Origin of the sequence: Janthinobacterium rivuli, assembly GCF_009208735.1 — a bacterium.
Classification (GTDB): domain Bacteria; phylum Pseudomonadota; class Gammaproteobacteria; order Burkholderiales; family Burkholderiaceae_D; genus Janthinobacterium.
The window spans coordinates 278073-295108 of record NZ_WFLJ01000002.1 but is presented as its reverse complement, the minus strand read 5'-3'; the positions used below and the strand labels follow the sequence as shown (position 1 = coordinate 295108).

General features: G+C 52.8%; 16 protein-coding genes. 13 read left to right on the top strand and 3 right to left on the bottom strand.

Features of this window, described 5'->3' with window-relative positions; translation table 11 throughout:
* Nucleotides 1-15 precede the first annotated feature (15 nt).
* The 13 genes from GCN78_RS03855 to GCN78_RS03795 all read left to right on the top strand — a co-directional run bounded on the left by GCN78_RS03855 (nt 16) and on the right by GCN78_RS03795 (nt 13205).
* Nucleotides 16-1041 carry a GHMP family kinase ATP-binding protein gene (locus GCN78_RS03855; RefSeq protein ID WP_152250496.1) on the top strand — a complete coding sequence of 342 codons (1026 nt, stop codon included), beginning with the start codon at nt 16-18 and terminating at the stop codon, nt 1039-1041.
* The gene (locus tag GCN78_RS03850) at nt 1041-1625 is read left to right on the top strand and encodes a D-sedoheptulose 7-phosphate isomerase (protein WP_413465174.1); all 585 of its coding nucleotides are present in this window, start codon (nt 1041-1043) and stop codon (nt 1623-1625) included. Before GCN78_RS03855 ends, GCN78_RS03850 begins: the two co-directional genes overlap by 1 nt.
* Nucleotides 1625-2311: a nucleotidyltransferase family protein gene (locus tag GCN78_RS03845; RefSeq protein ID WP_152250494.1), complete on the top strand. Its 687-nt coding sequence runs from the start codon at nt 1625-1627 to the stop codon at nt 2309-2311. Before GCN78_RS03850 ends, GCN78_RS03845 begins: the two co-directional genes overlap by 1 nt.
* Nucleotides 2311-2859, top strand: coding sequence for a D-glycero-alpha-D-manno-heptose-1,7-bisphosphate 7-phosphatase (locus GCN78_RS03840; RefSeq protein WP_152250493.1), 549 nt, complete (start codon nt 2311-2313; stop codon nt 2857-2859). The genes GCN78_RS03845 and GCN78_RS03840 overlap by 1 nt, the downstream gene beginning before the upstream one ends.
* Before the next feature lie 54 nt (nt 2860-2913).
* A complete protein-coding gene (locus tag GCN78_RS03835) occupies nt 2914-5859 on the top strand; it encodes an acyltransferase family protein (RefSeq protein WP_152250492.1) in 2946 nt (981 codons plus the stop codon).
* Between the two features lie 123 nt (nt 5860-5982).
* Complete coding sequence (rfbF, locus tag GCN78_RS03830) at nt 5983-6756, top strand: glucose-1-phosphate cytidylyltransferase (RefSeq protein WP_152250491.1); 774 nt, start codon at nt 5983-5985, stop codon at nt 6754-6756.
* Nucleotides 6753-7826: a CDP-glucose 4,6-dehydratase gene (gene rfbG / locus GCN78_RS03825; RefSeq protein ID WP_152250490.1), complete on the top strand. Its 1074-nt coding sequence runs from the start codon at nt 6753-6755 to the stop codon at nt 7824-7826. Before rfbF ends, rfbG begins: the two co-directional genes overlap by 4 nt.
* 31 nt (nt 7827-7857) lie before the next feature.
* A complete protein-coding gene (rfbH, locus tag GCN78_RS03820) occupies nt 7858-9186 on the top strand; it encodes a lipopolysaccharide biosynthesis protein RfbH (RefSeq protein WP_152250489.1) in 1329 nt (442 codons plus the stop codon).
* A 12-nt stretch (nt 9187-9198) separates the two neighbouring features.
* Nucleotides 9199-10017 carry a transketolase gene (locus tag GCN78_RS03815; protein WP_152250488.1) on the top strand — a complete coding sequence of 273 codons (819 nt, stop codon included), beginning with the start codon at nt 9199-9201 and terminating at the stop codon, nt 10015-10017.
* Nucleotides 10014-10931 (top strand): transketolase family protein, encoded by a 918-nt coding sequence (locus tag GCN78_RS03810; protein ID WP_152250487.1) that lies wholly within the window; start codon nt 10014-10016, stop codon nt 10929-10931. Before GCN78_RS03815 ends, GCN78_RS03810 begins: the two co-directional genes overlap by 4 nt.
* Nucleotides 10932-10934: 3 nt before the next feature.
* Nucleotides 10935-11876: an NAD-dependent epimerase/dehydratase family protein gene (locus GCN78_RS03805; protein ID WP_152250486.1), complete on the top strand. Its 942-nt coding sequence runs from the start codon at nt 10935-10937 to the stop codon at nt 11874-11876.
* On the top strand, nt 11873-12265 hold the full coding sequence (locus tag GCN78_RS03800; protein ID WP_193316596.1) for a GtrA family protein: 393 nt from the start codon (nt 11873-11875) through the stop codon (nt 12263-12265). The genes GCN78_RS03805 and GCN78_RS03800 overlap by 4 nt, the downstream gene beginning before the upstream one ends.
* 4 nt (nt 12266-12269) lie before the next feature.
* Nucleotides 12270-13205 carry a glycosyltransferase gene (locus GCN78_RS03795; protein WP_152250484.1) on the top strand — a complete coding sequence of 312 codons (936 nt, stop codon included), beginning with the start codon at nt 12270-12272 and terminating at the stop codon, nt 13203-13205.
* Between the two features lie 116 nt (nt 13206-13321).
* Here the strand turns inward: GCN78_RS03795 and GCN78_RS03790 are convergent, their stop codons facing one another.
* From GCN78_RS03790 to GCN78_RS03780, 3 genes are all read right to left on the bottom strand, one after another.
* Nucleotides 13322-15271 (bottom strand): polysaccharide biosynthesis protein, encoded by a 1950-nt coding sequence (locus GCN78_RS03790; protein ID WP_152250483.1) that lies wholly within the window; start codon nt 15269-15271, stop codon nt 13322-13324.
* Between the two features lie 82 nt (nt 15272-15353).
* Nucleotides 15354-15914: a sugar transferase gene (locus GCN78_RS03785; RefSeq protein WP_152250482.1), complete on the bottom strand. Its 561-nt coding sequence runs from the start codon at nt 15912-15914 to the stop codon at nt 15354-15356.
* Entirely contained in the window at nt 15898-16842 is a 945-nt protein-coding gene (locus tag GCN78_RS03780) for a UDP-glucose 4-epimerase family protein (protein WP_152250481.1), read from the bottom strand. The genes GCN78_RS03785 and GCN78_RS03780 overlap by 17 nt, the downstream gene beginning before the upstream one ends.
* Nucleotides 16843-17036: the final 194 nt, after the last annotated feature.

The following is a 17036-nucleotide window of genomic DNA, read 5'->3' as shown; positions in this document are numbered from 1 at the left end:
TATGAAGGGATCGTTATGATTATACGTGCCCGGGCACCTTTGCGTCTTGGCCTTGCTGGTGGCGGCAGCGACGTTTCCCCCTTCTGCGATCTCCATGGAGGGTATGTACTGAACGCAACCATTGATCGCTATGCTTATGCTGTGATCAAGACGTTAGATGAACCGCAGGTTCGCTTTGTTGCCACTGATCAGCAAGAAAAAGTATCGTTTGTGATCGGCGAGGCATTGCCAGTGGATGGTGAACTGCGTTTGCATATGGCGGTATACAAGCACATGATCCAGCACTACAACGCTGGCGTGCCGATGGCAATTGAACTCAGTACATTCTGCGATGCACCGGCAGGCTCTGGGCTGGGTTCTTCCTCGACGTTGGTTGTCGTGATGATTCGTGCTTTTGCCGAATTGCTTAATCTGCCGCTGGATGACTATGCGATTGCACATCTGGCGTTTCGCATCGAGCGCGTTGACTGTGGTTTGCAGGGGGGGCGGCAGGATCAATACTCCGCCACGTTTGGTGGCTTCAATTTCATGGAGTTCTACGCCGACGAGCGTGCCGTAGTCAATCCCTTACGTATCAAGAATTGGATTATCTGTGAGCTGGAGGCTTCGCTGCTGCTGTTTTATACAGGGGTATCGCGGGAGTCTGCCAAGATTATCGCGGATCAAAGCGCGAACGTGCTCTCCGGTACTGTCGAGGCAAAAGATGCGATGCATGGTATTAAGCGTGAGGCATTGGTCATGAAGGAGTGTTTGCTTCGTGGCGATTTCGATGGGATTGTCGATTCGATGCGGCAAGGTTGGGAAAGCAAAAAGCGTTCAGCCAAGACGGTATCAACTCCACATATCGAAGAAATTTATAACGCCGCCATCGCCGCAGGGGCGCTGGCCGGCAAAGTGTCGGGTGCCGGTGGCGGTGGCTTCATGATGTTCTTCGTGCCGCCTGACAAGCGCATGGACGTGGTGCGAACCTTGAGCCGTTTCGATGGTCAAGTCAGCAATTGTCATTTCACCAAAAACGGTACACAGGCATGGAGAGTTTAATGAAACAGTATATTCAGAAGCAGATCGAGGAATCGCAGCGCGTGATGACTGCCATGCTGGCTGATCAGCCATTGCAGGAAGCCACGCTGGCAGCAGCGCAAGCATGCATTACATCGCTGCAAAACGGCGGACGTATTTTGTTGGCCGGCAATGGCGGCAGTGCCGCCGATGCGCAGCATATCGCGGGCGAGTTTGTCAGCCGCTTCATGTTTGATCGTCCAGGCTTGCCGGCGATCGCGCTGACCACCGACACGTCCATCCTGACCGCCATCGGCAATGATTATGGCTATGAAAAGCTGTTCTCGCGCCAGGTGCAAGCCCACGGCAACAAGGGCGACGTGTTCATCGGCTACTCGACCTCGGGCAAGTCGCCGAACATCCTGTTGGCTTTCCAGGAAGCGCGCGCGCGCGGCCTGATTTGCATCGGCCTGACCGGTAACCGCGGAGGCCCAATGCGCGAGCTGTGCGACCATTTGCTGGAGGTGCCATCGCCGGATACCCCGAAAGTCCAGGAAGGCCATCTGGTGCTGGGGCATACTATTTGCGGTCTTGTCGAGAACGCGATTTTCACCGCGCCGAATTGATGGAAGCGATCGTTCTCGCGGGTGGTTTCGGTACCCGGCTGCGCGCCGTCGTGCCGGACTTGCCCAAGCCGATGGCGCCCGTTGCCGGGCGCCCTTTCCTTGAAATTCTGCTGAGGACCCTGGCCGCCAAAGGCTTTACCCGGGTCATCTTGTCGCTGGGCTTCATGGCGGAGAAGGTTGTCAGTCATTTCGGCCGTGAGTTCTGCGGCATGGAACTGGTGTACGAGATCGAAACGACGCCGCTCAACACGGGCGGTGCCGTGCGTGCCGCCATTGGCCACTGCCGTAGCGATCACGTGTATGTGTTCAACGGCGATACCTATCTGGACCTGGAGGTGGCCGAGCTGGAGCGCCAATGGCAAGCCACCCAGAAAGTGCAGATCGTCGTGCGCGCAGTGGAAGATACGGCGCGTTTTGGCCGTGTGGATCTGGCGCAAAGCCATATTGTTGCCTTTCGTGAAAAAGGTGCGGCGGGACCCGGCTTGATCAATGCCGGCTGCTACGTGCTGCCTGCGGCAGCGCTCGACGCATTTCCGCTGGGGCAGCCATTCTCGCTCGAAACGGAGTTCCTCATCCCTGCCGTGCAGACGACATCAGTCGGTGGCTTCGTCACGCAAGGGCTGTTCATTGATATCGGAGTGCCCGAGGATTACGACCTGGCGCAAAGCATGCTGGCGGAGATTTGATGGAAAAGCGGCGCGCCTTGTTCCTCGATCGCGATGGCGTGATCAATCACGACTCGGGCTACACCCACCGTATCGAGGATTTTCATTTTATCGACGGCATCTTTGACCTGTGCCGTGCCGCCCAGCAGGCCGGCTATCTGATCATCGTCGTCACGAACCAGGCGGGCATCGGCCGCGGCTACTATACGGAAGAGGACTTCCAAGTGCTGACCACGTGGATGGTTGGCCGCTTTGCCGCAGAGGGTGTCACGATTACCGAGGTGCTGTATTGCCCGTTTCATCCGGAGCACGGTGTAGGGGAATATAAAAGGGACAGTTTCAACCGAAAACCGCAACCCGGAATGATACTGACGGCAGCCGAGAAGCATGGTTTGGATGTTGATTCTTCGATAATGATAGGTGATAGTGAGACTGATATGCAAGCTGCGCTGAGTGCAGGAGTGAAAAAACGCTATCTCTTAATAGATAATTGCCAGTCGATATTTTCGACTAGCAGCACGGCGACACTGCTAATCGAAAATTTTTCAAATATCGCTACGAGTCTCTAGTTGCCTTATTTTAAGTATATATAATAATTTCATATAATAAAGAATGCATTGAAAATGTTAAATTTGCCAGGCCGGTTAACTATTTCCAAATTGCTGCTTAGAGGAAATAACAATTTCGACATCATGCGTTTAATCGCTGCATTGATGGTTATTGTTGGTCACGCGTATCCGATTGTCGGCGAGAAAAATCTGCAAGATCCATTGTTGGGGATTTTGCATTTTGATTACTCGGGATCGTTGGCAGTTAAATTCTTTTTCTTTCTTAGCGGTCTGTTAGTCACAGATAGTCTGTTAAAGGATTCCTCTCCCATCAAATTTTTGACGCGCCGTGCGTTGCGTGTTTTCCCAGGGCTGATACTTTGTATTTTTTTATCTATCAGCATATTCGGGCTGATTTTGACGACGTTGCCTCTGCGTGAGTATCTGGTAAGTCGCGAAACAATCGGCTATTTTTTTGGAAATATTACACTGCTTGATATTCGCTGGCGTCCCGCCGGTGTTCTGATGGATCATCAGTATGGTCTGAATGGTTCATTGTGGACATTGCCAGTAGAATTTAAGTTCTACATTGTGCTTGCGCTAGCTTCACTTTTTGGGCTGGTTCAGAGACGTCATCTTTTTTCCATGGCTTTATTTAGTATTGTTTTCGTTTCGTTTTTTGGTGCGGCGGCCAATACCATCTTCGGTGGCGGAGAAGAGGCACGATATCTGCCAGGATGTTTTGCGCTAGGCGCATTGGCTGCCGTATATAAAGAGAAAGTATTAATTCATCCCTACGGAGTAGTATGTGCATGGGTGATATTTTTCCTGGCAAAAAACCCCGTGACTGCTATACCGCAAGGTGTTTTAATCCCTGTTTTTTATATTGCACTTTTCTACACCATATTATGGATTTCAGCTCTGGAGTCGGTGAAGAAGCTGAGATTGAAATCAGATTTGTCTTACGGGATTTATCTATATGGATTTCCTGTTCAACAAGTAGTATTTCATTATTTTCCAAACGAGAGTGTTTATTTCAATCAGTTGATTTCGGCTCTTTTGGCAATTGTATTTGCCTGGATTTCCTGGAGTTTTGTTGAGAGTAAATTTATTGCATTGGGTCGTAATGCATTTTCTTTAAAAAAGTTGAATGGTGAAAAAAATCCTGATATGTATGGAGGTGTAATGCATTCAACGAACTTGAGAGTTAAGTTTTTCGAAAAGTGTTCGCGCGTGTCGATTGTTGAATTATTTTTCATGCTAGTCGCAGGGGCATTGATTCATGCAATTGCGCTTCTCTATGTTTACCCTGGATATTATTCGCCATTGCTGCCTAATCATACTGATTATTATATGGCAGCGGCTATGTTTCAATCACCAATGTGGGGGTTTTCTTATATTGGATGGCCACGTCCATTCGGGTTTATGTTGTTTAATGCAAGTGGAATCTTCGGGATCACCGCGTCTATTGCTATAGTTGTTTTCGTAGTATTGCTAAATTTTGCTCTTACTGCGATGTTGTTTAGACGGATTTTTAAAATACAAATGGGGTGGCGTTATCTTGTTGCATACTGTTTATATGTTTATTTTGCATATTCACACCCCTATTTTTATCAGTTCTATACGCATGATGCCTTATCTCAATTTGCGTATTTGGTTTTGCTTTTTGGCGCATGGTATTGGTATCGTAATGCAGCAACCCTTGATCGGAAGAATAGTGCTGTTATTGGCATTACTGCCTTGTTGGCATTTTTGTGCAAGGAAAATTTCGGTGTAGCAGTGTGCTTGCTTGCGGTAGGAATTGCATGGTTTGAACCTCGTGCACGCCTAGCAGCGCTACTGGTATGTATCGCACTGATCCTAGCTCTCGGCTATAACGCTCTCATTGGTTCTCAATTTATGGGAGGGGCGTCTAGCTCCTATAATGTTGTTGTTTCGCCAGCTTCAATATGGCGCGAATGGCGTACATATATGCGTGAAGCGTTTGGGGCAGTTGGAGGGGGAATTTTCCTTCTATCTATTTTCTTTATGATATTTTATGGAAAAGTAAATCCACTTGCACGTAAAGTTGCGATACTTTTATTCGGTGCAGTAGCTGTATTGTTGTTGCCTAATTCCCTTTTGCCTGATCACCACTATAGTGGTTATTCTTGGGCGGTTTCATATTTTGCACTTTTGCCACTTATATATATATTTAGCCTGAAGGTGAATTGGCAGGTGGCAGGACAGATTGCATTAGGCATGGCGGTGCTATATGTCCCAATGTCGCTTAAGAAGGAGTATGGCCGTAGCGATTGGGTTGTTTCACAAGAACATATTCAGCGTGATTTATTGACAGGGTTGCGTGAGTATGCAATTGCAGACTATAGACCCGGGCGAAAAATTTTGGTAACTGGATTGGTATTTCCTTTTAGTCCATTTGAACAGCCATTATCCTTGCAGAGTAAGCCGTACTGGCGTGATACTTATTATGACGTGATGCGCTATGCAAAAAAACCTATGGATGTTCATGATTCGCGAGTAAAATTTATTATTGATCCTCCGGCAGATTTATCGGCGTATTCGGAAGTCTGGACTTTTTCTAAAGACGGAAAGGCATTAGGAAAATTCAAGGAGGAGGATATAAATAAACGTCTGTCAGTCATCGATGTCAAAGATGTACAAAAGGAGATTTTTCTAATTTATCCTCAGCTTCTGAGTATTATCCAGGCACGTTCCAAGGATGAGCCGAATGGTGTTGTTCAGTTGAAAATTGGAGAGGCACTTCTGGAGTATGGTAATTTTCTTGAGGCGGAGAAGATATTGAAGCTGGCAACCGCTTCAGTGCCAGAAAATCCCTATCCGAGTTTCTTTTTGGGGAACGCATTGGTTGGGCAGAAAAAGTATGCGGAAGCGATTATGTATTTTGATCGTGCAATTTCTTTGGATGTTAATAATTCTAATGAGTATTTCAAAAAAAGTCGTGATGCTGCCATGGTGAACTTAAAAAACTCCATCAATGTTGTTTCTTTTGATAAGTAATATCGATAATTTATTTTGTATTTTTGTTTTTTGTAAAAAGGCGTAAAGTTATTTAATTTTCTATTTTTTTATTGGGGAAATTATTTGCGCTAATTTTTAATGAGTATTGTTGTGGGGATAAAAATGAAAGCAGTTATTCTTGCCGGAGGCCTCGGTACGCGGATCAGTGAAGAAACCTCGGTGCGACCAAAGCCAATGGTCGAAATCGGTGGCAAGCCTATTCTTTGGCACATCATGAAAACTTATTCCGCGCATGGCGTGAATGATTTCGTGATCTGCTGCGGCTACAAGGGCTATGTAATCAAGGAATATTTTGCCAACTATTTCCTGCACATGTCGGATGTGACCTTTGACATGGAACATAACAAGATGGAAGTGCATCAGCGTTATGCGGAACCGTGGAAAGTAACCCTGGTCGATACGGGCGAAGAAACCATGACCGGCGGCCGCCTGAAGCGGGTGGCGGACTATGTGAAGGACGAGGAGGCTTTCTGCCTCACGTACGGCGATGGCGTCAGCGACGTGAATATCAGCGAACTGATCGCTTTCCATAAAGCGCAAAAGGTCAAGGCGACGCTGACGGCCACCGTGCCGCCAGGGCGCTTCGGTGCGCTGGATATCCGCGGCAGCAAGGTCAACAGCTTCATGGAAAAGCCGAAGGGCGATGGCGCGATGATCAATGGCGGCTTTTTCGTGCTGTCACCGTCGGTACTCGACTATATCGAGGGCGACAAGACCATTTGGGAACGCGAACCGCTCGAACGCCTGGCTGACGAAGGTGATCTGGCCGCGTACCAGCATCATGGTTTCTGGCAGCCGATGGATACCTTGCGCGACAAGATGTATCTGGAAGAATTGTGGCAGTCCGGCGAGGCGCCCTGGAAGGTGAAAAAATGAATGTGGATTTCTGGCGCGGTAAGCGCGTGCTGCTGACTGGCCATACCGGCTTCAAAGGCAGCTGGATGTCGCTCTGGCTGCAATCGATGGGGGCCAACGTGGTGGGCTATGCGCTGGCGCCGCCTACCCAGCCGAGCCTGTTCGAGGAGGCGCGTGTCGCCGAAGGCATGACCAGCGTGATCGGCGATATCCGCGACCTGGCTGCCTTGCAGGCGGTGTTTGCCGAGCATCGCCCGGAAATCGTCTTCCACATGGCGGCGCAGCCGCTGGTGCGCTATTCCTATGCCGAGCCGGTCGAAACCTATGCCACCAACGTCATGGGAACGGTCAATTTGCTGGAAGCCGTGCGCATGTCGCCAGGCATCAAGGCGGTGGTGAACATCACCACCGACAAGTGTTATGAAAACCGCGAATGGGTCTGGGCCTACCGCGAAAACGAGCCGATGGGCGGCTATGATCCCTACAGCAGCAGCAAGGGATGCGCCGAGCTGGTGACGTCCGCCTACCGCTCTTCGTATTTCAATGCGCGGCAATACGACCAGCATGGCGTTGCGCTGGCGACCGTGCGCGCCGGTAATGTCATCGGTGGCGGTGACTGGGCGCTGGACCGTTTGATTCCCGATATCTTGTCCGCTTTCGAGCAAGGTCGCACTGTCAACATTCGCAATCCGAATTCCGTGCGCCCATGGCAGCACGTGCTGGAACCGTTGCGCGGCTACCTGACGCTGGCCGAACGCCTGTACCAGGATGGTGCCGCATTCGCCGAGGGATGGAACTTCGGTCCGAACGAGGATGACGCCAAGCCGGTCGGCTGGATCGTCGAGAAGATGACCGCTTTATGGGGCGACGGCGCGTTGTGGCAAAATGACGGCGGCGAGCATCCGCATGAAGCGACTTATCTGAAGCTGGACATTTCGAAAGTCCGTGCGCATCTTGGCTGGCAGCCAGCCCTGCGTCTGGAAGCGGCATTGCAAATGATCATTGAATGGTCGAAGCAGCGGCAGGCCGGTGCGGACGTGCGCAGCCTGACCATGGCGCAGATCCAGTCGTACCAGAACATCAATAATTAATAATTATCAATATACAAGCAAGGTTATCATCATGACAGCTCCACAACAAACCAAAGAACAACTCCGCGAACAAATCAGTGCCCTCGTCGCCCAATATGGCGCGCTGGCCAGTGCCCCGCGTCCATTCGAGCCAGGTGTCACCGTTGTTCCACCCGCCGGCAAAGTTGTGGGTGCTGAAGAAATGCAGATGATGGTCGACGCTTCGCTGGATGCCTGGCTGACCACTGGCCGTTTCAACGATGAGTTCGAGAAGCGCCTGGCAAAGCTGATCGGTGTGGAATTCCTGATTACCGTAAACTCCGGTTCGTCGGCCAATCTGGTGGCGTTCAACACGCTGACCTCGCCCAAACTGGGTGCGCGCGCGATCCAGCCAGGCGACGAAGTCATCGGCGTGGCGGCGGGTTTCCCGACGACCGTCAACCCGATCCTGCAGTTTGGCGCCGTGCCCGTGTTCGTGGACGTGGAACTGGGTACCTACAATATCGATGCCTCGTTGATCGAGGCGGCCATTACGCCGAAGACCAAGGCCATCATGCTGGCGCATACGCTGGGCAATCCGTACAACCTGGAAGTCATCGTCGCGCTGTGCAAGAAGTACAAGCTGTGGCTGATCGAGGATTGCTGCGATGCCCTCGGTTCGACCTATAACGGCCAGATGGTCGGCACCTTCGGCGACATTGGCACCATGAGTTTCTATCCTGCCCATCACATCACCATGGGTGAGGGCGGCGCCGTGTTCATGAACGATCCCGACCTCAAGACGATCGCCGAATCGTTCCGCGACTGGGGCCGCGACTGCTACTGCGCGCCGGGCAAGGACAATACCTGCGGCCAGCGTTTCTGCTGCAAGCTGGGCACCCTGCCGGAAGGCTATGATCACAAGTACACCTATTCGCACCTGGGCTACAACCTCAAGATTACCGACATGCAGGCAGCCTGCGGCGTGGCGCAGCTCGACCGCGCGGCTGGCTTCGTTCAGGCACGCAAGGATAATTTTGCTTACCTGAAAGATCGTCTGCAATCCTGTGCGGAATTCATGATCTTGCCTGAAGCGACTGAAAACTCGGACCCATCGTGGTTTGGTTTCCCGTTGACCCTGAAGCCGGAAGCGAACGTCAGCCGTGTCGACTTGCTGACCTACCTGGATCAGCACAAAATCGGTACCCGCCTGCTGTTCGCCGGTAACCTGACGCGCCAGCCGTACATGATCGGCCGTAACTTCCGCGTGTCGGGCGAGCTGACCAATACCGACCGTGTCATGCACGATACGTTCTGGATCGGCGTGTTCCCTGGCCTGACGCGTGAAATGCTGGATTTTACGGTGGGTAAATTGGAAGAATTCTTCGGTGTAAATTTCTAATCGGATATGACAATGTCCCCTCCAAAATCTTTTGATGCCAGAGTCCTGCGCAAGACGGTGCTGGACATGGCCCATGCTGGTGCCACGGTGCATATCGGCTGTGCTTTTTCCATCGTTGATATTCTCGCAGTGTTGTACCGGGATTTCCTCCGTTATCCGGGGAATAATCCGCGCTCGCCAGGACGTGATTACCTTGTGCTTAGCAAGGGACACGGTGTGATGGCGCAATATGCCTGCATGCGCGAACTGGGTTGGTTGGAAGAGTCCGCATTTACCGGCTATTTTGCCGATGGCAGTGAATTGAAAGGTCTGTCCGATTCGCGCATTGCTGGACTGGAAGTGACATCGGGCTCGCTGGGCCATGGTTTCTCCGTGGGTGTGGGCTTGGCGATGGGGGCCAAGTTACGTGCCACGGATCAAAAGGTTTATGCCTTGGTTGGTGACGGGGAATTGAACGAAGGACCGATTTGGGAAGGGGCCATGTTCGCCGCGCATCATGAGTTGAAAAACTTTATGTTGATCATCGATGAAAACGGTTTTCAAGCAATGGGCACGACGGAAGAAGTACTCAAGCTAGGCTCACTGGATGCAAAATTCAAAAGTTTCGGTTTTGAAACATTGACAATAGACGGCCACGACGAGAAGGCAATTGCAGAGGCTGTTGCTCAACTCTGGGCAAGTGCTTCGCCTGCGCCAAAGGCGCTTATTGCGAAAACAGTCAAAGGCAAGGGTGTACCGTTTATGGAACATAATAATATGTGGCACTACACACGGCTCAATGCTGAAACTCACGCAGCCGCCGTTGCTGCCGTAACGGGAGTGGCAGCATGAGGGCCGCTTTTTCAGAAGCGCTGGTACGTATTGCGAAGGCCGACCCGAATGTCTTGTTGCTGACGGGCGATCATGGCTATGCCTTGTTTGATGATTTTCGCAAGGCCTGCCCGGCTCAGTACATTAATGCGGGCATTGCAGAGCAAAATATGGTTGGCATGGCAGCAGGCCTGGCTCGCGCCGGTTTCAGGCCCTTTGTGTATGGCTTGAGCGCCTTCATTCCTGTGCGCGTCGTCGAGCAGATCAAGCTGGATGTTGCGCACGATCAGCTACCGGTTATTTTTATCGGTGATGGCGCCGGTTTTGTGTACAGTCATCTGGGTACCAGCCATCAGTCGACCGAGGATGTCGCGTGTACGCGTGCTATTCCCGACCTAGCAGTGTATTCGCCGGCAGATCGCTTCGAAGTTACTTTATGCATGGATAACGCTTACGAATCCAAGCTGCCTGTGTATTTGCGCATGGGGAAATCCGACCGTGGCGACGTGCATGCTCATGCCGTGCAAGCGAAAGTGGGCGCACTGCTGCCCGTACGCCCTGGTTGCTCGGACAATGTCGCGTTTATCGCTACCGGTGCCTTGTTGCGCACCGCAACCGATATCGCGGCTGCGTCCTATCCTGATGCGGCGGTTTGGAGTGCCCCATTCATCAAGCCGATTGATACCGAGCAGGTCACCGAAATCTGCCGTCGCTACAGAACGGTGATCGTGCTGGAAGAGCATTCGGTCCTGGGCGGTTTGGGATCGGTCATTACGGAAATCTCCGCAGAGCTGGCACCGGTGCGCGTACTGCGTATTGGCGTCAATGATCGCTTTTCGCACCATTGCGGTACCTATGAGTATTTGTTGAAAGAGCATGGTTTGGATCGTGCATCGATCGAACAACGTATTCATACCTATCTTGCTGCGGATTAAGTAATGAAAATTGCGATTTTAGGAGCAACGAGCCAGATTGCGCAGGATTTGGTTCGCTCCTTTGCCGAACACAGCGATGACGAACTGGTGTTGTATGCACGGCGACCGGATATCGTCCTGCAGTGGCTTGCCGCGGTCGGCCTCCCGCGGCGCTATGTTGTTGCCGATTTTTCCGCATTTAATGCCGATTTACATTTTGATGCGCTGCTTAACTTTGTTGGCGTAGGAAATCCTGCACAGGCGGCAGCCATGGGGGCGTCCATTCTTGACGTTACGCAAACCTATGACCAACTGGCACTCGCATATGTACGCAAGCATTCCACGTGCAGGTATCTCTTTCTGAGCAGCGGGGCAGCATATGGTGATGTGTTCGCTCAACCAGCGGACGACGACGTGATGGCACGCGTACCGATCAATCATCTGCAACCGCAGGATTGGTATGGCATGGCCAAGTTGTACGCAGAATGTTGCCATCGTGCCCAGCCATCGTTGCCTATTATTGATATCCGGGTATTCAATTACTTTAGCCGGACGCAGGATATGTCGGCGAGATTCCTGATTAGCGACATGCTGCGCGCGATTCGTGATCGCAGTGTATTGCTGACCAAGTCAGATTATATGGTGCGCGACTACCTGCATCCAGCCGACTTTTATCGGTTGGTACAGGCTTTGCTCAGCGCACCGTTGACGAATGACGCCGTCGATTGCTATACGCTGGCACCGGTTGACAAGTCTCAATTGCTGACAGCGTTACATGAGGCCTTCGGCTTGCGTTACGAGGTGACGCAGGCGGCAGTCAGTATCAATGCGACGGGTAGCAAGGCGCATTATTATTCGCGTAACAGACGAGCGGCACAGTTTGCTTATCAGCCACAGCTGACCTCATTGGAAGGCGTGCTCATGGAGATGCGCGCGGCGCTGGATATGTCCGGGGGCGTGGCGTGAGCTCTGACGTCGTGAAATGGCGCGACCCCAAAGTAGTGCGCTTCCTGGTGACGGGGGTACTCAACACACTTTTTGGTTATGCAGTTTTCTCCGGGCTGTTATGGTTATCGGTGCAATATCTGGTTGCGCTGATGCTGGCGACCATTGCCGGCGTGATTTTTAATTATTTCAGCTTTGGACGTCTGGTTTTTCAAACAGAAGTTCAATGGCGCATATTTGCCAAGTTTGTCGCTGCGTACGCTATTATTTACGCCATCAATGCGGCGCTGCTCTCTGCGTTGACAAAGTATTGCTCGTTGAGTCCATATGTAGGGCAGATTATTTGTATTCCGGTTAGCGTTGGATTGAGCTGGCTGTTAATGAATCATTGGGTTTATAAAAAGGATTGATGGAATGTCGGAAAAGAAGATGATCAGTATTGTCACTCCTTGTTATAACGAGGAAGAGAATATTGATGAGCTATACCAGCGCATTGCGGCAGTTATGGCAACTTTGCCGTATGATTACGAGCATATTTGCATCGATAATGCATCGACCGATGGTACTGTTAAACGCATCAAGGAATTGGCTGCACAAGATAAGCGCGTCAAGTTGATTGTCAATGCGCGTAATTTCGGACATATCAAGTCTCCATATTATGCGATTCAACAGTCCAATGGAGATGCTTGTGTGTTGATTGCATCAGATCTGCAAGATCCGCCGGAAATGATTATCGAGTTTGTGAAAAAGTGGGAAGAGGGTTTCAAGACGGTGTTGGCAGTGAAACCGGAGAGCGAAGAATCCTCCGTTATGTTTTTTTTACGTAAATCCTATTACCGCCTGATCACTAAAATTTCTGAAGTGGCACTGGTCCAGAATGCGACTGGAGCAGGTTTGTTCGATCGTGCTGTCATCGATATCCTGCGAACTATCGATGATCCCTATCCTTATTTTCGGGGATTGTTGTGCGAGATTGGATTTCCCATCGCTACGGTACCCTTCAAGCAGCCGCGGCGTCAGCGCGGTGTGACAAAGAACAATTTCTATACCCTGTATGACATCGGCATGCTGGGGATTACCAACCATTCCAAGGTGCCGCTGCGCCTGATGGCAATGAGCGGGTTCTTCCTCGCATTTCTGAGCTTGCTGGTGGCATTCATGTTCTTTGTCGCCAAGCTGCTGTTCTGGGATTCCTTCCAGCTGGGGACTGCGCCCATCCTGATCGGCATTTTCTTCTTTGGCGCCATCCAGGCTTTCTTCATTGGCGTGCTGGGGGAATATATTGGCTCCATCCATACGCAGGTGCGCAAGATGCCGCTGGTGGTGGAGCTGGAGCGCGTGAACTTCTAGCCTCCTGTACCAGTCATCCTGGCAGCGCGGTGTGCGCCAGAGTGGCGCAGGCCATGCCTCCCCCTCTCCTCTTGAAGGGCATCCGGCACGCCGTTCAGCGTGCCGGATGCCTCTTCCTAGCGTAGTTGATATCGGGGATTCTCCACCACCTTGATCTCCCGCTGCGCTTCCGCAAGCTGATTTTTTTTACTCCAGATCAAGTCCTCAATCCCGCACTGTGGCGCATATTCCTGTACCGCCAGCAGCAGCAGGGCGCGGAGTTCTTCATAATTGAAGTCCGTACAGGCACGTTGCATGTCGCTGAGGATGGTGCGCAGTTCGGACCACGGGATTTCCGCCTCTTGCGCGCGCATAATCAGCGGGTGTTCCGTGCCTTCCACGTTGTTGCCAATCAGTAATTCCTCATACAGTTTTTCACCCGAGCGCAAGCCGACATGCTCGATCTCGATGCCATCCGGCGCCGTTTTGCTGCGTACTTCCAGGCCGCTCAGATGGATCATGCGGATGGCCAGGTCCATGATCTTGACAGGGTCACCCATGTCGAGCACGAAGACGTCGCCGCCTTCACCCATGGCGCCGGCCTGCAGCACTAGCTGCGCCGCTTCGGGGATGGTCATGAAATAGCGCGTGATCTCGGGGTGTGTCAGAGTGATCGGGCCGCCCGCTTCGATTTGCTTGCGGAACAGGGGCACGACGGAGCCGGACGAGCCCAGTACGTTGCCAAAGCGCACCATGCAAAAACGCGTGTTGGTCTGTTCGCGCGCAAACGCCTGCAGGATCAGCTCGGCCAGGCGCTTGGTGGTGCCCATTACGTTGGTGGGGCGTACCGCCTTGTCCGTGGAGATCAGCACGAAGTTCCTGACGCCCGCCGCCATGGCCGCCTGAGCAATGCTGAGCGTGCCGAAGACATTGTTGCGCACTCCGTCAATGGGATTGAATTCCACCAACGGCACGTGTTTATAGGCCGCGGCGTGGTATAGGGTGTCGACCTGGAAGCTGGCCAGGATGCCCTTGCATTTTTCCGTGTCGAGCACACTGCCGAGGAATGGCAGCAGTTCGACATCCGAGTCCTGGAGCAGCTTGATGTCCTTGAGTTCCTGTTTGATCGAATACAGGGCAAACTCGGACATTTCCAGCAGAATCAGGCGCGCTGGTCGCAGCTTGATAATCTGGCGACACAATTCGGAACCGATGGAACCGCCGGCGCCCGTCACCATCACGCTTTTTCCCGTAATGCAGCGGGCGATCAGGGCCGGGTCCGGCGTGACCTTGTCGCGCCCCAGCAAATCGTCGATTTCGATGTCGCGCACGTCCTGCATGCGCAACTCGCCGTTGAGCAGACTTTCCACAGGTGGCGCCACTTTGACCTTGACCTTGTGGTTTTCAACGATGTGCAGGATATGCTTCTGCTTGCCCTTGTTGAGCGATGGCATAGCGAGGAAAATCTCGGTGATCCTGTTTTTCTCGATGACTTGCTGTAGATCCGTGGCCGCATACACCTTGATGCCGGAAATGGTGGCACCATGCAATTCCTTCATGTCGTCGATAAACGCCACCGGCAAGTACTCCTGGCCCGCCCGCAGGGCATTCGCCAGTTGGCTGCCGGCTTTGCCGGCGCCATAAATGGCCACACGCACGACATCTGCTTCCTTATTGGCATTGAGCAGCATACCCCTGGCCAGGAAGCGGCTGGTCACTACATAGGTGATGGCGCTGACCCAGTAAATGCCGAACACACCGCGTGAATAGCCTTGCATATGCGTGGCAAATGCCGCCATTGCCACTAGCAGCGCGACGGACAGGGTCACGCCGAGAATGACGACATAGACGATCTTCTGGTCGATGAAGCGGATGACTGCACGGTACAGTCCAAGGCGGATGAAGATCGGGATCGAGACCAGCGGCGTGGCGATAATCAGCCACAGGTATTGCGTGAGCAACTCCCGGTTGAGAAGATCGTAGCGCAAGGCGATCGCCAGGAAAAACGTTAGCGGCAGGAAGAACAGATCCAGCGTGGCGGCCAGCAGTTTTTTGTGCAGTCGGGAAAAGCCGAGGAATATTTTCATGTATGGGGCGAATAATTGCTCAATGAATGACAGCTTGATGCGTTAGCGCGCCGCTCAGATGGCCCGGTACTGTCGCTGCATATTAATGGGTAATGCCATCGCGGCGCACAACCTTCAGAAAGGTAAGTACGATAATCTTGATATCAAAGGGGAGCGATTGCCGCCGCAGGTATTCCACGTCGAGTTTGACCTTTTCCGGAATCGGCAATTCATCACGGCCATTGACTTGCGCCCAACCCGTCAAGCCCGGCGGCAGTTTTTCAACGCCATATTGCGTACGCAAGGCGATCAGATCGTTCTGGTTGAACAGCGCCGGACGGGGGCCGACAAAGCTCATGTCGCCGCGGATGATGCTCCACAGCTGCGGCAGTTCGTCGAGGCTGCTTTTGCGCAAGAAGTTGCCGACTGGCGTCAGGTGCGAATGGGCATCGGCGAGCAGGTGCGTGGCCACGGCCGGCGTACCTACCCGCATGCTTCGAAACTTGGGCATCTTGAAAATCGTGTTGTTCTTTCCTATGCGGTCGGACCAGTACAGGGCAGGCCCTGGCGAGGTAAGCCGGACCAGTAGCGCAACGAGCACGACGGGGATGAACAGGATCAAGGAGGCCAGCAGTACCAGCATGAGATCAAACGCACGTTTCACGTACAGTTCCTTTCGCAGCTTTTTGTAAACCTTGATCCGGTGTCAAGGGAGGTATCCAGCCCAGCAAACGGCGCGTCTTGTCGATATCGACTTGTAACGACCCGCACAGGCGCTGCGCGACAGCGCGCTTGCCGAGCAGGCTGGCGCCGAATGTCAGGCAGGCGGCGGGCACTGGGATCAGGCGCGCGGGGCGGCCCATGCGCTGCAATAATTCCGTGGTGGAGGGATCTTGCCCATCGGATACCAGAAAAGTCTGGCCGACCGCTTGCGGGTGACGCACGCAGGTGACGATCAAGTCCACCAGGTTGTCGAGTGCCACCAGACTGCGCCGGTTATGAATCGCACCCAGGGGCAGGGTGCCGCGCGCCAGCCAATGCATCAGGGCGGCGAAGTTGGCTTTGACGCCCTTGCCGTAGACCAATGGCGGACGAACGATGACCACTTGCATGCCGCTTCGGCTTGCCAGAGCGCGCAGACCTTGCTCGGCCTCCATTTTCGACACGCCATAGGCATCGACCGGCGCGGGGGCATCATCAGCCGTGAATGGCTTGTCCGCCGCCGTCATTTCGCCATTGACCTTGATGAAACTGACAAATACAAAGCGCCTGACTCCTGCTGCGGCCGCTTGCTCGGCTAATGCCAGCATCCCTTGCACGTTGACCCGGCGGAATTCTTCGAGAGGGTTTGCAGCGCTGTCATCCATGGCGTGGACGCGCGCGGCACAATGCACGAGCGCGCTTACGCCTGTCAGGGCGGCGCGCCAGTCCGTGTTATGGGCCAGCGCACCGACCACTATCTTGTCAATGCCGGGTGGAATGTGCGAACCGGCGCTGCGTACCGCGGCACGCACGGGTGTGACACCATCCTCAGCCAGCCTGGCCAGGACGGCGGAGCCCACGAAGCCGGTACCACCGGTTACCAAAATCATCTTTTACCTTTGTTGAATAACACCTGCATGGCGTATTGGCGGCATTGCCAAGCGCTCGGTGCAAAGTGTCAGGAGCGCATTTCTCCACCTATGATTTTTTGATAGTATTTTCTCATTTGAACCCCACCGATGTCAGTTTCAACATCAAGGGTAACGGTGCCTCCGGCAATGCGCATCTGGGGGGGCACCCCGCA

What these genes read in the sequence shown, in the direction of transcription:
- GCN78_RS03855 (WP_152250496.1), top strand. Translation starts at nt 16, where the DNA reads ATGATTATACGTGCCCGGGCACCTTTGCGTCTTGGCCTTGCTGGTGGC.
- GCN78_RS03850 (WP_413465174.1), top strand. Translation starts at nt 1,041, where the DNA reads ATGAAACAGTATATTCAGAAGCAGATCGAGGAATCGCAGCGCGTGATG.
- GCN78_RS03845 (WP_152250494.1), top strand. Translation starts at nt 1,625, where the DNA reads ATGGAAGCGATCGTTCTCGCGGGTGGTTTCGGTACCCGGCTGCGCGCC.
- GCN78_RS03840 (WP_152250493.1), top strand. Translation starts at nt 2,311, where the DNA reads ATGGAAAAGCGGCGCGCCTTGTTCCTCGATCGCGATGGCGTGATCAAT.
- GCN78_RS03835 (WP_152250492.1), top strand. Translation starts at nt 2,914, where the DNA reads ATGTTAAATTTGCCAGGCCGGTTAACTATTTCCAAATTGCTGCTTAGA.
- rfbF (WP_152250491.1), top strand. Translation starts at nt 5,983, where the DNA reads ATGAAAGCAGTTATTCTTGCCGGAGGCCTCGGTACGCGGATCAGTGAA.
- rfbG (WP_152250490.1), top strand. Translation starts at nt 6,753, where the DNA reads ATGAATGTGGATTTCTGGCGCGGTAAGCGCGTGCTGCTGACTGGCCAT.
- rfbH (WP_152250489.1), top strand. Translation starts at nt 7,858, where the DNA reads ATGACAGCTCCACAACAAACCAAAGAACAACTCCGCGAACAAATCAGT.
- GCN78_RS03815 (WP_152250488.1), top strand. Translation starts at nt 9,199, where the DNA reads ATGTCCCCTCCAAAATCTTTTGATGCCAGAGTCCTGCGCAAGACGGTG.
- GCN78_RS03810 (WP_152250487.1), top strand. Translation starts at nt 10,014, where the DNA reads ATGAGGGCCGCTTTTTCAGAAGCGCTGGTACGTATTGCGAAGGCCGAC.
- GCN78_RS03805 (WP_152250486.1), top strand. Translation starts at nt 10,935, where the DNA reads ATGAAAATTGCGATTTTAGGAGCAACGAGCCAGATTGCGCAGGATTTG.
- GCN78_RS03795 (WP_152250484.1), top strand. Translation starts at nt 12,270, where the DNA reads ATGTCGGAAAAGAAGATGATCAGTATTGTCACTCCTTGTTATAACGAG.
- GCN78_RS03790 (WP_152250483.1), bottom strand. Translation starts at nt 15,271, where the DNA reads ATGAAAATATTCCTCGGCTTTTCCCGACTGCACAAAAAACTGCTGGCC.
- GCN78_RS03780 (WP_152250481.1), bottom strand. Translation starts at nt 16,842, where the DNA reads ATGATTTTGGTAACCGGTGGTACCGGCTTCGTGGGCTCCGCCGTCCTG.